Here is a 15,432-nt window from a genome sequence, read left to right as displayed (position 1 = left end):
ACTTCAACTCCTTCAACAGCTGCGATTTTTGTACAATTTGTACATTCCTGTTTCAATAGGATGCGAAACATGAGGAGCTATCATTCCAACCGCTGCACAAATCTTTTCCACATCGATGCCTGTTTTAATTCCTAACGAATCAAGCATGTGCACGACATCTTCTGTCGCTACATTACCAGTTGCGCCGGGGGCAAAAGGACATCCTCCTAGGCCGCCTGCAGACGTATCGAAACGATCAACGCCTGCCTGCATTGCCGCGAAAATGTTGGCGATTGCCATTTTGCGTGTATCGTGGAAGTGGGCTGTCAATAACACTTCAGGGAATTGCTCTTTTAACAGCTTGAACAGCTCATAGCTTTCAACGGGATTTGCCATCCCGATCGTATCGGCTACGCTTAACTCATCTACTCCCATTGAAACAAATCGCCTGCATAGATTACTAACTTCCTCTTTCTCTATCTTCCCTTCAAACGGACAATAAAACGCGGTTGAAATGCAAGCCCTTACGAAGATGCTTTCGCTTTTCAATTTTGCGATGACAGGTTCAAGCGCGTCCATGCTTTCAGCAGTCGTCCGATTGATATTGTTTTTATTAAAACTATTGCTGACGCCGACAAAGACGGCGATGCTTTCCGCGCCTGCTTCGATAGCGAGATCTGCCCCTTTTTCATTCGGCGCTAATACGAATTGACGTCCAATTTTCTCTGTTTTTTCTACGATGTTTTTGGCATCCGCCATTTGCGGCACCCATTTTGGTGAAACGAATGAAGTAAGCTCCATTTCCGTAATGCCTGCCCCTTGTAATAAATGGATGAATTCCAATTTTTCTTTCTCATCCACGTGTTTTTTTTCATTTTGAAGACCATCCCTTGGTCCTACCTCGATAATTGTGACGTTCTTTGGTAAAATGAACATATCATCCCTCCTGTATTTATTGTACTGAAGGGGTGGGATAAAGGGAAACGCAGAATGCAGAAATCTACGTATTTATGAAAATGCAAATAAGGGATAGGGGGAAACGACATGTCAAATGAAGTAGTGATCGTAAGTGCAGTACGTACGGCAATCGGATCTTTTTTGGGGTCATTGAAAGATGTGTCTGCATCGGAGCTTGGCGGAATCGTTATCAAGGAAGCACTTTCGCGGTCTGGCGTGAAAGCGGAAGATGTGGATGAAGTAATCATGGGGAATGTACTGCAAGCAGGGCTAGGTCAAAATCCGGCTCGACAAGCGGCTATAAAAGCTGGATTGTCCGAGACAGTTCCAGCGATGACGATTAATAAAGTATGCGGATCCGGTTTGAAGGCGGTTCACTTGGCGCGACAAGCGATCATTGCAGGGGATGCGGATATCGTTGTTGCAGGTGGTATGGAAAATATGAGCCAGGCACCATTTTTGCTTAAAAATGCAAGGGAAGGCTTCAAAATGGGCGATCAGAAAGTCGTCGACAGTATGATTTCTGATGGGCTTTGGTGTGCTTTCAATGATTACCATATGGGCATTACAGCAGAGAATCTTTGCGACCGCTATTCAATTACACGAGAAGAGCAGGACGCATTTTCTGCAGCGTCCCAAGAGAAGGCGGCATCTGCGATTGAAAAAGGAATATTCAAAGACGAAATTGTCCCGGTTGAAATTCCTCAACGTAAAGGTGATCCTCTCGTGTTTGACACGGATGAGTATGTAAAAGCAGGAACAACGAGCGATAAACTGGGTAAATTGCGTCCTGCGTTCAAGAAAGATGGCAGTGTAACTGCAGGAAACGCTTCAGGCATTAACGACGGAGCGGCTGCTTTCGTCATTATGTCGCGAGCAAAGGCGGATGAGCTTGGCATTGAACCGTTAGCAATATTGACGGCAAACGCAAATGCTGGTGTCGATCCTGCTGTCATGGGAATCGGACCAGTCCAAGCAGTGAAAAACGTCCTTGCGAAATCAGGAATGGAACTTGCGGATATTGATCTGATTGAAGCGAACGAAGCATTCGCGGCACAATCCCTCGCAGTCGACCGTGAGTTTAACTTTGATAAAGAGAAATTGAATGTCAACGGAGGAGCGATCGCTTTAGGTCACCCAATCGGTGCGAGCGGTGCGAGGATCCTTGTCACTTTATTGCATGAAATGAAGCGACGCGATGCGAAAACTGGCCTTGCCACATTATGTATTGGCGGCGGACAAGGCGTGGCGACGATCGTTCAACTTCCTTGATATGAAAGAAGGTGGATGGAATGGCAAAGAAAAAATCGAGAACAGCAACTCCTGTAAAACAGGAAAATGATAAAGCGACACTGTCTGAAGCGCTTGACAATGATGTTTTATTAAAACTGAAAGCTGCCAAAAAAGAAATGACAGCAAAAATCGAAGCTGAAGAAGAAGAGCGCCAAGAAAAGCTCCGTCGTGAACGAATAGAACGCGAAAAGAACAAGAGCTTCGCAGAATTGCTCGATGAATATGGCGACAGCGGCACGAAATATTGAAACTTTAACCGGATGGAATTTTTCATCCGGTTTTATTATGCATAAAAAACGAAACAAGTCGAATAGAAGAGGAAATGTTACACATCCTATCGATATCATAAAACAAGGAGTGAACATCAATGAAAAGATTAGCGATTTTTCCGCTTGCGTTGTTGCTCATACTTTCTTTAGTAGGCTGTGCGAACAATAACGACACAAACAATGAGAATGGAAACGGAACGATCGATCAAAACAATACATCTAATAATACAACAACCGGCGAATCAGCTAGCAGGACAAATGATGTCACCAACAATGAACAAATGAACGATAATGGACAGTCGAAAGTGGAAGTGGCGGATGACGCAGCCGATAAAATTGCTGCTTTGGATGAGGTAGACAGTGCCAACGTTCTTGTGACAAATAATAATGCTTATGTTGGAGTTGTATTGAATGAAGGCATTGAAGAAAATGATGAATTGAAAAATAAAATAGCGGATGAAGTACGAAGTGCTCATTCTGAGTTCAACAATGTCTATGTATCGTTCAATCCAGATGTTGCCAACCGGTTCACGGAGTATGGCAATCAAATCCGTTCCGGAGAACCTGTTGAAGGATTTTTTGATGAATTTATGACAAGTCTTGATCGTATGTTCCCTGAAGCGAAATAGTAAAAAAAATATGTAAATTAAAAATTTGGTGTTTACGTATGAAGGGGAAGGGGTATATATTCATATCTCTTCCTTTCAATTGTGACGGATTTATGACAAATGTTTTATTTTGCAAATTACACACACAATTCGACATTTTTTTCAAACGGTCTACATTATGATAGGCAAGGGTAAAAAATTTGACGGAGGATATGCGATGCGATTGATTGGTAGACAACTTTTATCTTTTAAGATCCATATGAAAAGATCAAAGATGGTCAAGATAGCAAAGGACCGGGGGTTTACTCATCCGGCAGTAGTAGCGTGCAGCCAAGAATTAGATTCTTTATTGAATCGTTACCAAAATATAGCGTGAAAAAAGACATACCGAGCGGCGGTATGTCTTTTCTAATTAAGCTAATTTCGCTAGTTCACTCTTCATTTCAACGACCCAATTGAAAGGATCTACTTCTTTCCCGTTTTGGATGTTGCTAAGTGTGTCGAATAATTGTGTGGCCAAAGGCCCTGTTTCGCAATTATTGACAACCATTTTATAGCCATCCCAATTTAATTCACCGACTGGAGAAATAACAGCTGCCGTGCCGGTTCCAAAAACTTCTTCAAGTTTTCCTTCATCATAGGCTGACCTTATTTCATCCATCGAAATTTTCCGTTCAGATACGGGGATATCCCAATGACGCAGCAGTTGTAGAATCGATTTTCTCGTAATTCCTTCCAAAATGCTTCCGTTAATGGCAGGTGTAATCACTTCGCCGTCTATTTTGAAGAAAATATTCATGCTTCCTACTTCTTCGACATATTTCCGTTCGACGCCGTCCAACCAGAGCACTTGCGAATAGCCTCGTTGATCTGCAACTTCCTGCGCTTTTAAGCCTGCTGCATAATTGCCTGCGGTCTTTGCACCGCCCGTACCGCCTTTAACAGCTCGCACAAATTCATTTTCGACAAGAATTTTGACTGGATGGATACCTTCTTTATAATAGGAACCAACCGGCGAGAGGATAATGAAAAATTGATATTTTTTAGCGGGAGCGACACCTAGAAATGCTTCATTTGCAATGACGAATGGTCTTATGTACAAAGAGGTGCCTTCCAAAGTAGGAATCCAGTCTTTTTCAATATGGATGAGCTGCGTCAAAGCATGCAAAGCTGTTTCTTCATCAATGCGAGGCATGCAAAGCCGGTCCAATGAATGGTTCATCCTTTTCATATTTTCCTCAGGGCGGAATAAACGCACAGTACCATCTTCAGCCGACCGATAAGCTTTCATTCCTTCAAAAACAGTTTGCCCGTAGTGGAATACAATTGAAGCAGGGTCCAAAGAGACTGGCGCATAAGGGACAATTCGATGGCTATGCCAACCTTTTCCTTCGTCGTAATCTGCGACAAACATATGATCCGTGAAGCTTCTGCCAAACATGAGATTCTCGGGATTCGGTTTCTCTTTTTTCGAATCGCTTAGTTTAATCTGGATGGGTACTCTTGTCATTTCCGATCAATCTCCTTGTTAAATAGTCAAAAAGACCATGTAATATTGAATAAAATAATTATACTGCTTTTTTAGAAAAATGGAAGAGTTAAGTTGTTTCATTATTATTACGATTTTGAAATCGCTTACAATATGGCTATGTTTGTATGTATGATTTTTCGCTTGTACAATAGACCAAAAACGAAGAAAAGGTGTTTGACATGGAACAGATCATTATTATTGGAGCTGGAGTACTTGGCGCATCAGCTGCTTACCATATGGCGAAACAAGGGGCGGAAGTAATCGTTGTCGATCGGAAGGATAAAGGGCAAGCAACCGATGCTGCAGCGGGAATTATTTGTCCTTGGATTTCCCAGCGACGGAACAAGGCTTGGTATGCTTTGGCAAAAGGAGGAGCATCCTATTATCCGGAATTGATTCGACAATTAGAAGAAGACGGTGAGACTGACACAGGTTATCGGAAAGTCGGAGCGATCAGCTTGCAGCGTGATGTGGACAAGCTTGAAAAGATGGAAGCTCGCGCTTTAGAAAGAAGGAAAGAAGCTCCGGAAATTGGACGAGTGTGTTTGCTTACTGAAGAAGAAACTTCAAATCTTTTTCCGCTGTTAGCCGAAGGTTTTTCATCAGTCCATGTAGAAGGTGCGGCAAGAGTAGATGGAAGAGCGTTGAGAAACGCTTTGCTCAATGCAGCTGAAAAACATGGGGCGACAATTATGCATGGTTCCGCATCGCTTGTTATCGAAGAGGGTGAACTTTTAGGAATCCGTGTTGGTGAGGAATCGATTCAAGCATCGAAAGTGATTATCGCCGCTGGTGCATGGGCACCGGAATTATTAGAGCCGCTCGGTTTGAATGTCCAAGTGACCGGACAAAAAGCGCAGATCGTCCACTTGCATATGGATGGACATAGTACAGAAAAGTGGCCTGTTGTCATGCCTCCGACAGACCAATATATTCTGCCTTCCGATAATGGGAAGGTCGTCATAGGAGCGACACATGAAGATGAGGCGGGCTTTACGCTGTACCCTACAGCCGGGGGAATCTATGAAGTGCTGGATAAAGCATTGAATATCGCGCCAGGTTTGGAGAAAGCCGAATTTCAAGAAATACGAATTGGCTTTCGTCCATTCACGCCAGGATTTCTGCCTGTTATCGGAGAAGTGCCGGGACATCCTAAGTTGCTTTTCGCAAACGGGTTAGGTGCTTCGGGGTTAACTGTCGGTCCATATCTCGGTAAACAATTGGCTAGTATGGCTCTTGGGTTAGAAGTCGACATTGACCTAACTTTATATGAAGTGAAAAAAACGATTAGTTTGTAAAAAAAGATTGTTTTAAAGGATATATTTTTCTGTTGCAATCGGCAAAACAAAAGTTTACAATTAAAACAAATGTTTAAAGGGTGATGGAATTGAATGAAAAGGAAAGGGCTGTTCTTGAATTAATTCGAGCCAACCCTTATTTATCACAACAGGAAATGGCTGATGCCCTGCGGATTTCCCGACCCTCCTTGGCAAATATCATTTCCGGTTTGATTAAACAAGGAAAGATTCAAGGACGGGCATACATCCTTCCTGAGGAAAAGGAAATCATCTGTATTGGCGGAGCCAACATAGACCGGAAATTCCATCTGAATGAACAAACCCAACTTGGAACTTCCAATCCGGCTTCGATGTCCGTTTCTGTCGGAGGCGTTGCCCGGAATATAGGGGAAAACTTAGGTCGCCTCGATCATAATGTCCGTCTATTGACGGTTGCAGGCAATGATAGTGATTGGGATGTGATCGTCAGGGAATCCTCATCGTTTATGGATGTTTCGGACGTTGGCCAATTGATCGGAAAATCGACTGGTTCTTACTCGGCTGTTTTGGATCCGACGGGTGAACTCGTGATCGCGTTAGCGAATATGGAGATTTATGATTTCTTGACGCCAGTCTATTTAGAGGAAAAGTCGAGGATCATTTCAAACGCATCTATGATTATCATCGATTTGAACTGCCCGAAGGAGTCTGTCGATTATATTAAAAACTTGGCAAACCAAAAAGGGAACCCACTCGTTATCATTCCTGTTTCCTCTCCGAAAATGAACAGGATGCCGAGTGATCTAAAAGGCGTTACATGGTTCATCTGCAATCGCGATGAAGCGGAAACATATACAGGCCTGACAATCGACAATGATGAGGACTGGAAGAAAGCTGTTCAAAAATTGCTTGCATTCGGTGCGGAAAATGTCGTCGTTACTGCCGGGTCAAAAGGGATCATGGCAGCAACTGCTGGCGGGGAAGCGATCCGTTTCACAGCAATTCAGAATGTGCATGTCGAGGACGTTACAGGAGCAGGGGATGCATTTGTATCCGGATTGCTTCATGGCCATTTGATTGGCGAGCCATTTGAAGAGAATATCCGCATGGGATTATTGAATGCAGCAAAAACGTTGGAATGCTCTTTTACGGTTAGACCAGAATTAACACGAGATCTTCTTAAAAAAGAATTGGAGGAATTACAATGAAACAATATCTAACGTATTCACAAGAAGTACAAGAAGCAATGGCGGCAGGAAAACCAGTAGTCGCTTTAGAATCAACAATCATTTCTCACGGTATGCCTTACCCGCAAAACGTGCAAACTGCTCGTGAAGTAGAGCAAATCATCCGTGATAACGGCGCAGTTCCTGCAACAATCGCCATCATTGATGGAAAGATCAAAATCGGCCTTTCAGACGATGAGCTTGAAATGTTCGGCAATAGCCAAGGAGTTGCAAAAGCGTCAAGACGTGATCTCGCGTATTTAGTTGCAACGAAACAATTAGGGGCTACAACAGTTGCCACGACAATGATTGCTGCATCACTTGCGGGCATTAAAATCTTCGTTACTGGCGGAATCGGCGGTGTCCACCGTGGTGCTGAAACGACAATGGATATTTCTGCTGACTTGGAAGAGCTTGCACAAACGGATGTTGCTGTCATTTGTGCGGGTGCGAAATCTATCCTCGACCTTGGCTTAACGCTCGAATACTTAGAGACAAACGGTGTACCTGTCGTTGGTTACGGCACGGATGTTCTTCCAGCATTCTTTACACGTGAAAGTGATTTCGGACTTAATATCCGAGTGGACAACCCAGAGACAGTCGCTGACCTTCTTCGTGTGAAATGGGATCTTGGCTTAAAAGGCGGCGCGGTCATTGCAAATCCAATTCCGGAAGCTGACGCAATGGACAAGTCTTTCATCGACGGAATCATTAATGAAGCACTTAAAGAAGCAGAAGAGCAAAACATTGCAGGAAAAGACGTTACACCGTTCATGCTGGGCAAAGTGAAAGACCTTACAGAAGGACGCAGCTTAGATGCAAATATTGCTTTAGTGAAAAACAATGCAGTCGTTGGTGCAAAAATCGCTGTTGCATTGAACGCATAATAATAGAAGTTCGAAGGGAGCTGTCCGGGAAGTCATCCGGACAGCTTTTTTTATTGAAATGCAACCCCCGTGTCAGTGCTACGTCCAAAGTAAGCCTTCACGCGTCCATAGCAGGCTGTTCCACGTCCAAAGTGAACTGCCCCGCGTCCAAAGTGAACTGCCCCGCGTCCAAAGCAAGCTGAATCACGTCCAAAGCGAGACGTTACACGTCCAACGAGAGTTGTTCCACGTCCAAAGTGAACTGTCCGCGTCCAAAGCAAGCTGAGTCACGTCAAAAGCGAGCCATGTCCACACCTAAAACACGCCGTCCCCCGGCTATTATTCTTTGAAGATACTCCCTTTTCTAGTACAATGAAAAGTATTGTTTTGATGAAGGAGTTTTTAGCATGAAATTAATCTCTTGGAATGTGAATGGGTTAAGGGCGTGTGTCCGAAAAGGGTTTCTGGACTATTTCAAAGAACAGGATGCGGATATTTTCTGCATTCAAGAAACAAAATTGCAAAGCGGGCAAATCGAGCTTGAGCTTGAAGGGTACCATCAATATTGGAACTATGCGCTGAAAAAAGGCTATTCAGGAACAGCCGTCTTCACGAAAGAAGAGCCGATTGCTGTAACATATGGAGTTGGCGAATTGGCAACTGAAGAGGAAGGCCGGATTTTAACGCTAGAATTTCCTCAATTTTATTTGGTCAATGTATATGCGCCGAATGCGCAAAGGGACTTGGCTCGCCTTCCTTTCCGCTTGGAGTGGGAAAGAAAAATGAGAGAATACTTGAGCCGATTGAAAAGCAAAAAATCTGTAATCTTCTGTGGAGATCTCAATGTTGCCCATCAAGATATTGATATACGTAACTACAAATCGAATATAGGGAATTCAGGATTTACGGTTGAGGAGAGAGGAGAATTTACAGCATTATTAAATGAAGGATACATTGACACATTCCGTCATTTGCATCCAGACAAAGAAGGGGCGTACACTTGGTGGTCTTACATGAGAGACGTCAGGGCGAGAAATATTGGTTGGCGGATCGACTATTTCCTCATATCGGATTGTCTATTGCCTTCTTTGAAAACAGCTGATATTCATGCGAGTACGATGGGAAGTGACCATTGCCCAATCGTTTTAGAGATGGATCTCACAAAAAAAACAGCTGGAGAAGGTTGATGAAAAACCTGCTCCAGCTGCTTTATTCATATTGTTAACAGGGGACTAGTCACCTATTAACGGTTGTTATTGTTGTTGTCATTTTGTTGAGCGCGGGCTTCTCCGCCTTTGCGACCGATTTCTTCGTAGAAATCTCTGTCATGATTTTTCGCAGTAGCTTCTCCGCCTTTGCGACCGATTTCCTCGTAGAAATCCCTATCATGATTTTGTGCAGTAGCTTCTCCGCCTTTGCGACCGATTTCTTCGTAGAAATCTCTGTCATGATTTCTTGCAGTAGCTTCTCCGCCTTTACGGCCTGCTTCCTCTAAAGACATTTTCCCGCGATTGTTGTTGTTGTTGTTGTTGTTGTTTCTAGCCATAATAAATATCTCTCCTTTATCGTTGATATATTTGTAGTGGCCTACAGTCCATCTATAGCCAGATTGACGGAATGATAAACTGGATGATAGGGGAATTAATATAAGTGAAACATTATTAATTTAAATGAGATAATGGTTATAAATAAGTAATGGGAAAGGTCAGTTTTATTACTTGAATTACCAGATAAATCAATTTGTAAGCGCCATCTTCCTTTGACCCCTTAAAAAGCATTTTCTGTTCATCAATTTAACATATTTAAATGAAAAGAATTCGTTGAAAACTAGCCTATGCGTGATATAATAAAACCCTAAATAACACATCCACTCATATAATCGCAGGGATATGGCCTGCAAGTTTCTACCGCTCCACCGTAAATGGATCGACTATGAGAAGCAAAGTAGAAAAGGTACATGCGTTCCTGCATGACGCTTTTTTATTCATTCGGCGATTAATAACCCCGAATGACCTTGCTCCACTCATGACATGAATGGATGCACGGTCATTTGGGTTTTTTTACATCCAATTGATCGTGAATAAAAAGGAGGAACATCAGGTTGAAGCAGTTACAGGAGAAAATCATGCAGGATGGTAAAGTGTTATCCGATCAAGTATTAAAAGTGGATTCGTTTTTGAATCATCAAATCGACCCTCCGCTTATGAAGGCGATCGGAGAGGAATTCGCGGAACGGTTCAAAGAGGGCGGGGTAACAAAAGTGCTTTCCATCGAATCATCCGGAATTGCACCTGCGATGATGACCGGCTTAGTATTGGGTGTACCTGCGATTTTTGCTCGTAAACGCAAATCGTTGACGATGAGTGATCATTTATATACAGCTGACGTTCATTCATTCACGAAAAATGAAACGAATGAAATATCCGTCTCTAAAGATTTCTTGAAAAAAGGGGACAAGGTTTTAATTCTAGATGATTTTCTTGCGAATGGACAAGCAGTGCTAGGACTACTTAATATCGTTGAGCAGGCGGAAGCGGAGCTTGTAGGTGTAGGGATTGTCATTGAAAAAGGCTTCCAGCCCGGAGGAGCAATGATTCGGGAAAAAGGAATCCGTGTTGAATCATTGGCGATTCTTCAATCACTTGCAAACGGAAAAGTTGAATTCAAGGAAGAAGGTACATCACTATGAAATCGGTCGTTTTAGGATTTCAGCATTTGCTCGCTATGTACGCAGGCGCGATTCTCGTCCCCCTAATTGTAGGGCAAGCAATCGGCTTAACTTCCACTCAGCTGACGTATCTCGTGTCGATTGATATTTTGATGTGCGGGGTTGCAACGATTCTACAAATCATGAGCAACCGATTTTTTGGAATCGGGTTGCCGGTCGTTTTAGGATGTACGTTCACAGCGGTAGGACCGATGATTTCCATTGGGGATAAATACGGTATATCTGCAATTTACGGCGCAGTTATCGCATCTGGATTGATCATCGTCCTTATTAGTGCGTTTTTCGGGAAGTTAATCAAATTCTTCCCACCGGTCGTAACAGGTTCTGTAGTCACGATAATTGGGATCACTTTAATTCCTGTCGCTTTGAATAATATGGGCGGGGGAATGGGCGCGCCGGATTTCGGATCAACTACAAACATTCTTTTGTCGTTTGGAACACTTCTATGCATCATCCTCTTATACAGATTTACAACAGGTTTCCTTCGATCGATTTCGATTTTGCTTGGGATGGCAGCAGGCACGGTAGCAGCGATGATGATGGGTGTCGTGGATTTCAGTGCTGTTAATGAAGCTTCTGCTTTCCATATGGTAATGCCTTTCTATCTTGGCACACCGACGTTCCATCTCTATCCGATCCTGACAATGACATTGGTCGCGATGGTTTCATTAGTGGAATCAACTGGCGTGTACTTTGCATTAGGTGATATTACGGAGAAGGATATTAAAGAAAAAGATTTGGAAAAAGGGTATCGTTCTGAGGGATTGGCTTCGTTGATCGGCGGAATCTTCAACGCATTCCCATACACGACATTCTCTCAAAATGTCGGTTTAGTGCAAATGTCAGGCGTTAAATCACGCAAAGTCATTTTAATTACAGCCATCATGCTCGTATCATTGGGCTTCATGCCGAAAATCGCAGCAATGGCAACAGTCATTCCGACTTCTGTGCTAGGCGGCGCGATGGTAGCGATGTTCGGCATGGTTATTTCACAAGGGATCAAAATGTTAAGTAAGGTTGTGGCTGAATCGCAGGAAAATGCGATGATCATCGCTTGTTCAGTAGGTCTCGGCCTTGGCGTATCTGTCGTTCCTGATATTTTCGCAAACCTTCCTGAAAACTTCCAAATGTTAACAAGCAACGGTATCGTAGCTGGCAGCTTGACGGCAATTTCATTAAACATCATGTTTAATATGCTTCCTTCGAAAAAGCGCAAGAAAGCAGCACAGGTACAGTTAACAGAGCAAAAAGTATGATGATTAATAGAACAAAGAAAAACGAGACTCTTGTTTAAATGAGAGTCTCGTTTTCTTTCGTTTATTGGCTATCGTCAGTATCCGTGTCAGTACCGGTATCCGTGTCCATATCAGCATCGGTACCATCATCTACATCAAGATCCACATCATTATCTGTGCCGTCATCTACATCGGCAGGTGGATTATTGACATCTACGTCCGTATCATCTTCGCCGTCTGCACATGCTGCGAGCAGTCCTACCGATAGGAACGTCGCTGCTCCAAGCTTTAACCATTTCTTGTCTTCTGTGAGTAGTTTCATTGAAATCTCCTCCAAGGTGTAATCTTTAATTGTTGCCTATTTGTTAGATACCCTTGAAAGAGTTTCCTAATCATTACAGATTTATTGCAAAAACATTACAGACTTACGATCGATGTTGTTCGTACTGATGTGCTTTTGTCAATTGTGTAACGGAGGATAGTTCGGATTGGTCCACTTCCTTTTCGTACGCAACAATCGAATCAAGAAGCTGATCCTTTGAGCTAGCGCCGATCAATGCCGAAGCGATCGCATCTTCCTTCAAGTTGAATGCTAGTGCGAGTGCATGCACATCTTTGGCAGATTCATGCAACTTGTCGACTGTACTTTTCAGCACTTCAGAATCATAGGCGACGAAGCCGTCCATCTTCCTGACCCGGGTGAGGCCTTCATCCGTCAATAATCCTTTTGCTAATGTCCCGCGCGTGATGACGGATGCTCCCGCTTCACGGATCATCGGGAACCATTCTTCTGGCCGTCGATCTAAAAGGCTATATTGCATCATGACGGAAATGGCAGAGCTATTCGTTAAAAATCGTTTGATGACATTCGGTCGTATCGACGAAATACCGTACTGCCGGATGACTCCTTCCTTTTTCAACGCTTCAAACGCCTCGATCGTTTCGGACGCATCATCTTCCATCGTCCCGCCATGCAATTGATAAAGGTCGATGTAGTCAGTGCCGAGACGTCTCAGACTGTCCTTAACAGCTTCCATTATATAAGCTTTCGAAGCATCCCAATGCCAACCGTCTTCGCCAGGTGATCGTCGGTTACCGACCTTCGTCGCAAGAATGATTTTATCCCGTCGGCTTTTCATTACATCGCCGACCAAAGATTCATTTTTACCGCCAGCATATAAATCTGCTGTATCAAAGAAATTGATGCCTGCTTCTAATGCTGCGTCGACAATATTTTTCACTTCTTCCAAGTCATCGGGGAATGACATGCACCCGAGTCCTAGTTCGGATACATATATGCCGCTATTACCAAGCTCTCTCTTTTTCAATGGCGCACCTCCGCAATTGTTTTCATCTACTTTAAATAAACTGTACAATGTAGAAGTTGATAGGGAAAGTTTGATGCTTGAGTGAATGATAAGGAGTGTTGTCGAAATGAATCGTTTTGAGGAAAAAACAGTTTCATCTGATTTATTGTTTGAAGGGAAAATTATTTCCCTTCGTGTCGACGAAGTCGAATTGCCAGATGGGAATAGAGCGAAGAGGGAACTTATCGATCATCCCGGTGCTGTCGCTATTATCCCAATTACAGATGATGGAAAGATAATTCTTGTTGAGCAATATCGAAAGGCATTGAACCGATCCATCATTGAAATTCCTGCCGGCAAGATTGAACCTGGTGAGGATATTGAGGTCACTGCTCTCCGTGAATTGGAAGAGGAGACGGGCTACGGAGCAAATCAATTTGAATATCTACAATCATTCGCAACGTCACCAGGATTTGCAAATGAAATCATTCATATATTTGTAGCGCAAGGACTATATAAAATAGACAAGCCTGCAGTTGGGGATGAAGACGAATTCATCGAGCTGTTCGAATGTACAATCGAAGAAGCAGAAGAGATGGTGTTGGATCAACGGATTTATGACGCGAAAACAGCTTTTGCCATCCTCTATGCGAAAAAACTATTAAATAAATGAGCGATTATAAAGATAACAAATAATTTATATCAAGTAGCTCCAGTTGATGGAGTGGAAGGCGGCGACTCCGGCGAACGCCGATAAAAAAAACGGCGTTTGCTAGCATCAGTGAAACGCTGCGATCAGATTGAGGCTGCCTTAATTTCTGCAAAGGACGCAGAAATACGGTGAATCGAACCCTTTGTTGTTCGATTGGAAAGCGTCCGCCTGAAACGCAAAGCAACTGTTTGTACACATTTAATTCATCATATATAGGAACGGACAAGCATACGTTATAGTAACGATGCGGAGGTGAAGCCTATGGTCCGTTCCTTAACTTTTATCCATCTATTTATCGTACTAGCCGTCGGATATATCGGCGGGGCATTGTTGTTCAGGGAAATTCCGATAGCTGCATCCGAAAAATGGATCGGCTTTTTCGATTCGAGAGTCATTTCAACTGCCGATGGGTCTATATGGAGAACCTTTCTAACATTGCTGTTATTTTTTGTCGTGACATTCCTTCTATCTATTAATAGCAAAACAAGACACGCGATATTGTTTTTCGGCGCAGTCAAATGTGTTTTGTTCGGATTGTCATCGTCCTTTCTCCTTTATTCGGGAATGAAAATTTGGCAATATGCAATTTGGTGGTTCCCGTTCCAGTTCATTTCCTGCTTACTATTTCTCATCTATTGTGTCGTATTAAGTCCGCCTTATTTCAATAGAGTATCGAGGAAAGCTAGGAATCTGCAAGCCATACCCGTATTAGCTGGATTGTCTCTATTCATTTTTTTATTGGAGATTACGATATTCCATTTTCTCATTCGCTGACCGGATTGGAAGTCTACTATTTCCTTTCTGTTGTCACATAGAACGCCTCTTTGGTATAATGGTTTCAGTGTTGAGGGGGGCGTCATATGGAGAGCCGGATTGAACGGATTAAAAAGCAATTGCACGGGGCCAGCTATAAGTTGACGCCTCAGCGGGAAGCTACGGTCTTGGTCCTTCTTGAGAATGAAGAAGATCATTTAAGTGCTGAAGACGTTTTTTTACTTGTTAAAGAGAAAGCTCCAGAAATCGGCCTTGCCACTGTCTATCGGACATTGGAATTGCTGACGGAGCTGAAAATTGTCGATAAGATCAACTTTGGTGACGGAGTCTCCCGATATGATTTACGTCAAGAAGGAGCATCACGTTTTCACCATCATCTCATTTGTATTGAATGCGGAAAAGTTGCTGAAATACAGGAGGACCTTTTGGGCGACGTCGAGAAAATTGTCGAAAGCCGATATGGATTCAGTGTGAAGGATCATTGGTTGACCTTCCATGGAATTTGCGAGAGCTGCAAATCCGCGGGTAATGATAGTAAAAAGTGAAATGGGGATGGCGCGATGCTGTCCCTTTTTGTTTTCTCATCTAGACTTCGGGCGCCAAAGGCTCGGGTCATAAGTCAAAGTTGCTATGTGGCAAAAATCGCCACGCCGCATCTTCGTCTTATGCC

At 43.2% G+C, this 15,432-nt stretch carries 18 protein-coding genes and 1 riboswitch; of the genes, 13 read left to right on the top strand and 5 right to left on the bottom strand.

Going from position 1 to position 15,432, the window contains the following annotated elements:
* Positions 1-12: 12 nt before the first annotated feature.
* Positions 13-915 (bottom strand): hydroxymethylglutaryl-CoA lyase, encoded by a 903-nt coding sequence (locus AC0L13_RS10315; protein WP_473646740.1) that lies wholly within the window; start codon positions 913-915, stop codon positions 13-15.
* Between the two features lie 108 nt (positions 916-1,023).
* Here AC0L13_RS10315 and AC0L13_RS10310 point away from each other — a divergent pair, with 108 nt between their 5' ends.
* The 4 genes from AC0L13_RS10310 (at position 1,024) to AC0L13_RS10295 (ending at position 3,482) form a co-directional block, all read left to right on the top strand.
* Complete coding sequence (locus AC0L13_RS10310; RefSeq protein WP_473646737.1) at positions 1,024-2,208, top strand: acetyl-CoA C-acetyltransferase; 1,185 nt, start codon at positions 1,024-1,026, stop codon at positions 2,206-2,208.
* A gap of 20 nt (positions 2,209-2,228) precedes the next feature.
* On the top strand, positions 2,229-2,477 hold the full coding sequence (locus tag AC0L13_RS10305) for a YqkE family protein (protein ID WP_473646735.1): 249 nt from the start codon (positions 2,229-2,231) through the stop codon (positions 2,475-2,477).
* A 119-nt stretch (positions 2,478-2,596) separates the two neighbouring features.
* Complete coding sequence (locus AC0L13_RS10300; RefSeq protein ID WP_473646732.1) at positions 2,597-3,127, top strand: YhcN/YlaJ family sporulation lipoprotein; 531 nt, start codon at positions 2,597-2,599, stop codon at positions 3,125-3,127.
* Between the two features lie 157 nt (positions 3,128-3,284).
* Positions 3,285-3,482 carry an aspartyl-phosphate phosphatase Spo0E family protein gene (locus AC0L13_RS10295; RefSeq protein ID WP_473646730.1) on the top strand — a complete coding sequence of 66 codons (198 nt, stop codon included), beginning with the start codon at positions 3,285-3,287 and terminating at the stop codon, positions 3,480-3,482.
* Positions 3,483-3,518: 36 nt separating this feature from the next.
* On the opposite strand, the gene AC0L13_RS10290 is transcribed toward AC0L13_RS10295, so the two are convergent.
* Positions 3,519-4,616: a branched-chain amino acid aminotransferase gene (locus tag AC0L13_RS10290; protein ID WP_473646728.1), complete on the bottom strand. Its 1,098-nt coding sequence runs from the start codon at positions 4,614-4,616 to the stop codon at positions 3,519-3,521.
* Between the two features lie 200 nt (positions 4,617-4,816).
* Between AC0L13_RS10290 and AC0L13_RS10285 the strand changes: the two genes are divergently transcribed.
* From AC0L13_RS10285 to AC0L13_RS10270, 4 genes are all read left to right on the top strand, one after another.
* Positions 4,817-5,935: an NAD(P)/FAD-dependent oxidoreductase gene (locus AC0L13_RS10285; protein WP_473646726.1), complete on the top strand. Its 1,119-nt coding sequence runs from the start codon at positions 4,817-4,819 to the stop codon at positions 5,933-5,935.
* A gap of 89 nt (positions 5,936-6,024) precedes the next feature.
* A complete protein-coding gene (locus AC0L13_RS10280) occupies positions 6,025-7,122 on the top strand; it encodes a carbohydrate kinase (RefSeq protein ID WP_473646724.1) in 1,098 nt (365 codons plus the stop codon).
* Complete coding sequence (locus AC0L13_RS10275; protein ID WP_473646722.1) at positions 7,119-8,027, top strand: pseudouridine-5'-phosphate glycosidase; 909 nt, start codon at positions 7,119-7,121, stop codon at positions 8,025-8,027. Before AC0L13_RS10280 ends, AC0L13_RS10275 begins: the two co-directional genes overlap by 4 nt.
* Positions 8,028-8,413: 386 nt before the next feature.
* Complete coding sequence (locus AC0L13_RS10270) at positions 8,414-9,193, top strand: exodeoxyribonuclease III (RefSeq protein WP_473646719.1); 780 nt, start codon at positions 8,414-8,416, stop codon at positions 9,191-9,193.
* Between the two features lie 56 nt (positions 9,194-9,249).
* Here the strand turns inward: AC0L13_RS10270 and AC0L13_RS10265 are convergent, their stop codons facing one another.
* Positions 9,250-9,552: a KGG domain-containing protein gene (locus AC0L13_RS10265; protein ID WP_473646716.1), complete on the bottom strand. Its 303-nt coding sequence runs from the start codon at positions 9,550-9,552 to the stop codon at positions 9,250-9,252.
* A gap of 305 nt (positions 9,553-9,857) precedes the next feature.
* A riboswitch (purine riboswitch) is annotated at positions 9,858-9,959 on the top strand.
* 148 nt (positions 9,960-10,107) lie between these two features.
* Here AC0L13_RS10265 and AC0L13_RS10260 point away from each other — a divergent pair.
* On the top strand, positions 10,108-10,695 hold the full coding sequence (locus AC0L13_RS10260; protein WP_473646712.1) for a xanthine phosphoribosyltransferase: 588 nt from the start codon (positions 10,108-10,110) through the stop codon (positions 10,693-10,695).
* The gene (locus AC0L13_RS10255; protein WP_473646709.1) at positions 10,692-11,990 is read left to right on the top strand and encodes a nucleobase:cation symporter-2 family protein; all 1,299 of its coding nucleotides are present in this window, start codon (positions 10,692-10,694) and stop codon (positions 11,988-11,990) included. The genes AC0L13_RS10260 and AC0L13_RS10255 overlap by 4 nt, the downstream gene beginning before the upstream one ends.
* Before the next feature lie 61 nt (positions 11,991-12,051).
* Here AC0L13_RS10255 and AC0L13_RS10250 read toward each other — a convergent pair whose 3' ends face one another.
* Positions 12,052-12,291: a hypothetical protein gene (locus AC0L13_RS10250; protein ID WP_473646706.1), complete on the bottom strand. Its 240-nt coding sequence runs from the start codon at positions 12,289-12,291 to the stop codon at positions 12,052-12,054.
* Positions 12,292-12,394: 103 nt separating this feature from the next.
* The gene (locus tag AC0L13_RS10245; protein ID WP_473646703.1) at positions 12,395-13,297 is read right to left on the bottom strand and encodes an aldo/keto reductase; all 903 of its coding nucleotides are present in this window, start codon (positions 13,295-13,297) and stop codon (positions 12,395-12,397) included.
* Positions 13,298-13,403: 106 nt separating this feature from the next.
* Between AC0L13_RS10245 and AC0L13_RS10240 the strand changes: the two genes are divergently transcribed.
* The 3 genes from AC0L13_RS10240 (at position 13,404) to fur (ending at position 15,307) form a co-directional block, all read left to right on the top strand.
* Entirely contained in the window at positions 13,404-13,949 is a 546-nt protein-coding gene (locus tag AC0L13_RS10240) for an NUDIX hydrolase (RefSeq protein WP_473646700.1), read from the top strand.
* A gap of 300 nt (positions 13,950-14,249) precedes the next feature.
* The gene (locus AC0L13_RS10235; protein WP_473646697.1) at positions 14,250-14,762 is read left to right on the top strand and encodes a hypothetical protein; all 513 of its coding nucleotides are present in this window, start codon (positions 14,250-14,252) and stop codon (positions 14,760-14,762) included.
* 86 nt (positions 14,763-14,848) lie between these two features.
* On the top strand, positions 14,849-15,307 hold the full coding sequence (fur, locus tag AC0L13_RS10230; protein WP_440499394.1) for a ferric iron uptake transcriptional regulator: 459 nt from the start codon (positions 14,849-14,851) through the stop codon (positions 15,305-15,307).
* Positions 15,308-15,432: the final 125 nt, after the last annotated feature.

The organism is Sporosarcina sp. QA0331 (assembly GCF_055808055.1).
The sequence above is the reverse complement of the archived record's forward strand: the minus strand, read 5'-3'. Positions and strand labels throughout refer to the sequence as shown.

What these genes read in the sequence shown, in the direction of transcription:
- AC0L13_RS10235 (WP_473646697.1), top strand. Translation starts at nt 14,250, where the DNA reads ATGGTCCGTTCCTTAACTTTTATCCATCTATTTATCGTACTAGCCGTC.
- AC0L13_RS10315 (WP_473646740.1), bottom strand. Translation starts at nt 915, where the DNA reads ATGTTCATTTTACCAAAGAACGTCACAATTATCGAGGTAGGACCAAGG.
- AC0L13_RS10275 (WP_473646722.1), top strand. Translation starts at nt 7,119, where the DNA reads ATGAAACAATATCTAACGTATTCACAAGAAGTACAAGAAGCAATGGCG.
- AC0L13_RS10305 (WP_473646735.1), top strand. Translation starts at nt 2,229, where the DNA reads ATGGCAAAGAAAAAATCGAGAACAGCAACTCCTGTAAAACAGGAAAAT.
- fur (WP_440499394.1), top strand. Translation starts at nt 14,849, where the DNA reads ATGGAGAGCCGGATTGAACGGATTAAAAAGCAATTGCACGGGGCCAGC.
- AC0L13_RS10265 (WP_473646716.1), bottom strand. Translation starts at nt 9,552, where the DNA reads ATGGCTAGAAACAACAACAACAACAACAACAACAATCGCGGGAAAATG.
- AC0L13_RS10285 (WP_473646726.1), top strand. Translation starts at nt 4,817, where the DNA reads ATGGAACAGATCATTATTATTGGAGCTGGAGTACTTGGCGCATCAGCT.
- AC0L13_RS10310 (WP_473646737.1), top strand. Translation starts at nt 1,024, where the DNA reads ATGTCAAATGAAGTAGTGATCGTAAGTGCAGTACGTACGGCAATCGGA.
- AC0L13_RS10270 (WP_473646719.1), top strand. Translation starts at nt 8,414, where the DNA reads ATGAAATTAATCTCTTGGAATGTGAATGGGTTAAGGGCGTGTGTCCGA.
- AC0L13_RS10295 (WP_473646730.1), top strand. Translation starts at nt 3,285, where the DNA reads ATGATAGGCAAGGGTAAAAAATTTGACGGAGGATATGCGATGCGATTG.
- AC0L13_RS10300 (WP_473646732.1), top strand. Translation starts at nt 2,597, where the DNA reads ATGAAAAGATTAGCGATTTTTCCGCTTGCGTTGTTGCTCATACTTTCT.
- AC0L13_RS10250 (WP_473646706.1), bottom strand. Translation starts at nt 12,291, where the DNA reads ATGAAACTACTCACAGAAGACAAGAAATGGTTAAAGCTTGGAGCAGCG.
- AC0L13_RS10290 (WP_473646728.1), bottom strand. Translation starts at nt 4,616, where the DNA reads ATGACAAGAGTACCCATCCAGATTAAACTAAGCGATTCGAAAAAAGAG.
- AC0L13_RS10240 (WP_473646700.1), top strand. Translation starts at nt 13,404, where the DNA reads ATGAATCGTTTTGAGGAAAAAACAGTTTCATCTGATTTATTGTTTGAA.
- AC0L13_RS10255 (WP_473646709.1), top strand. Translation starts at nt 10,692, where the DNA reads ATGAAATCGGTCGTTTTAGGATTTCAGCATTTGCTCGCTATGTACGCA.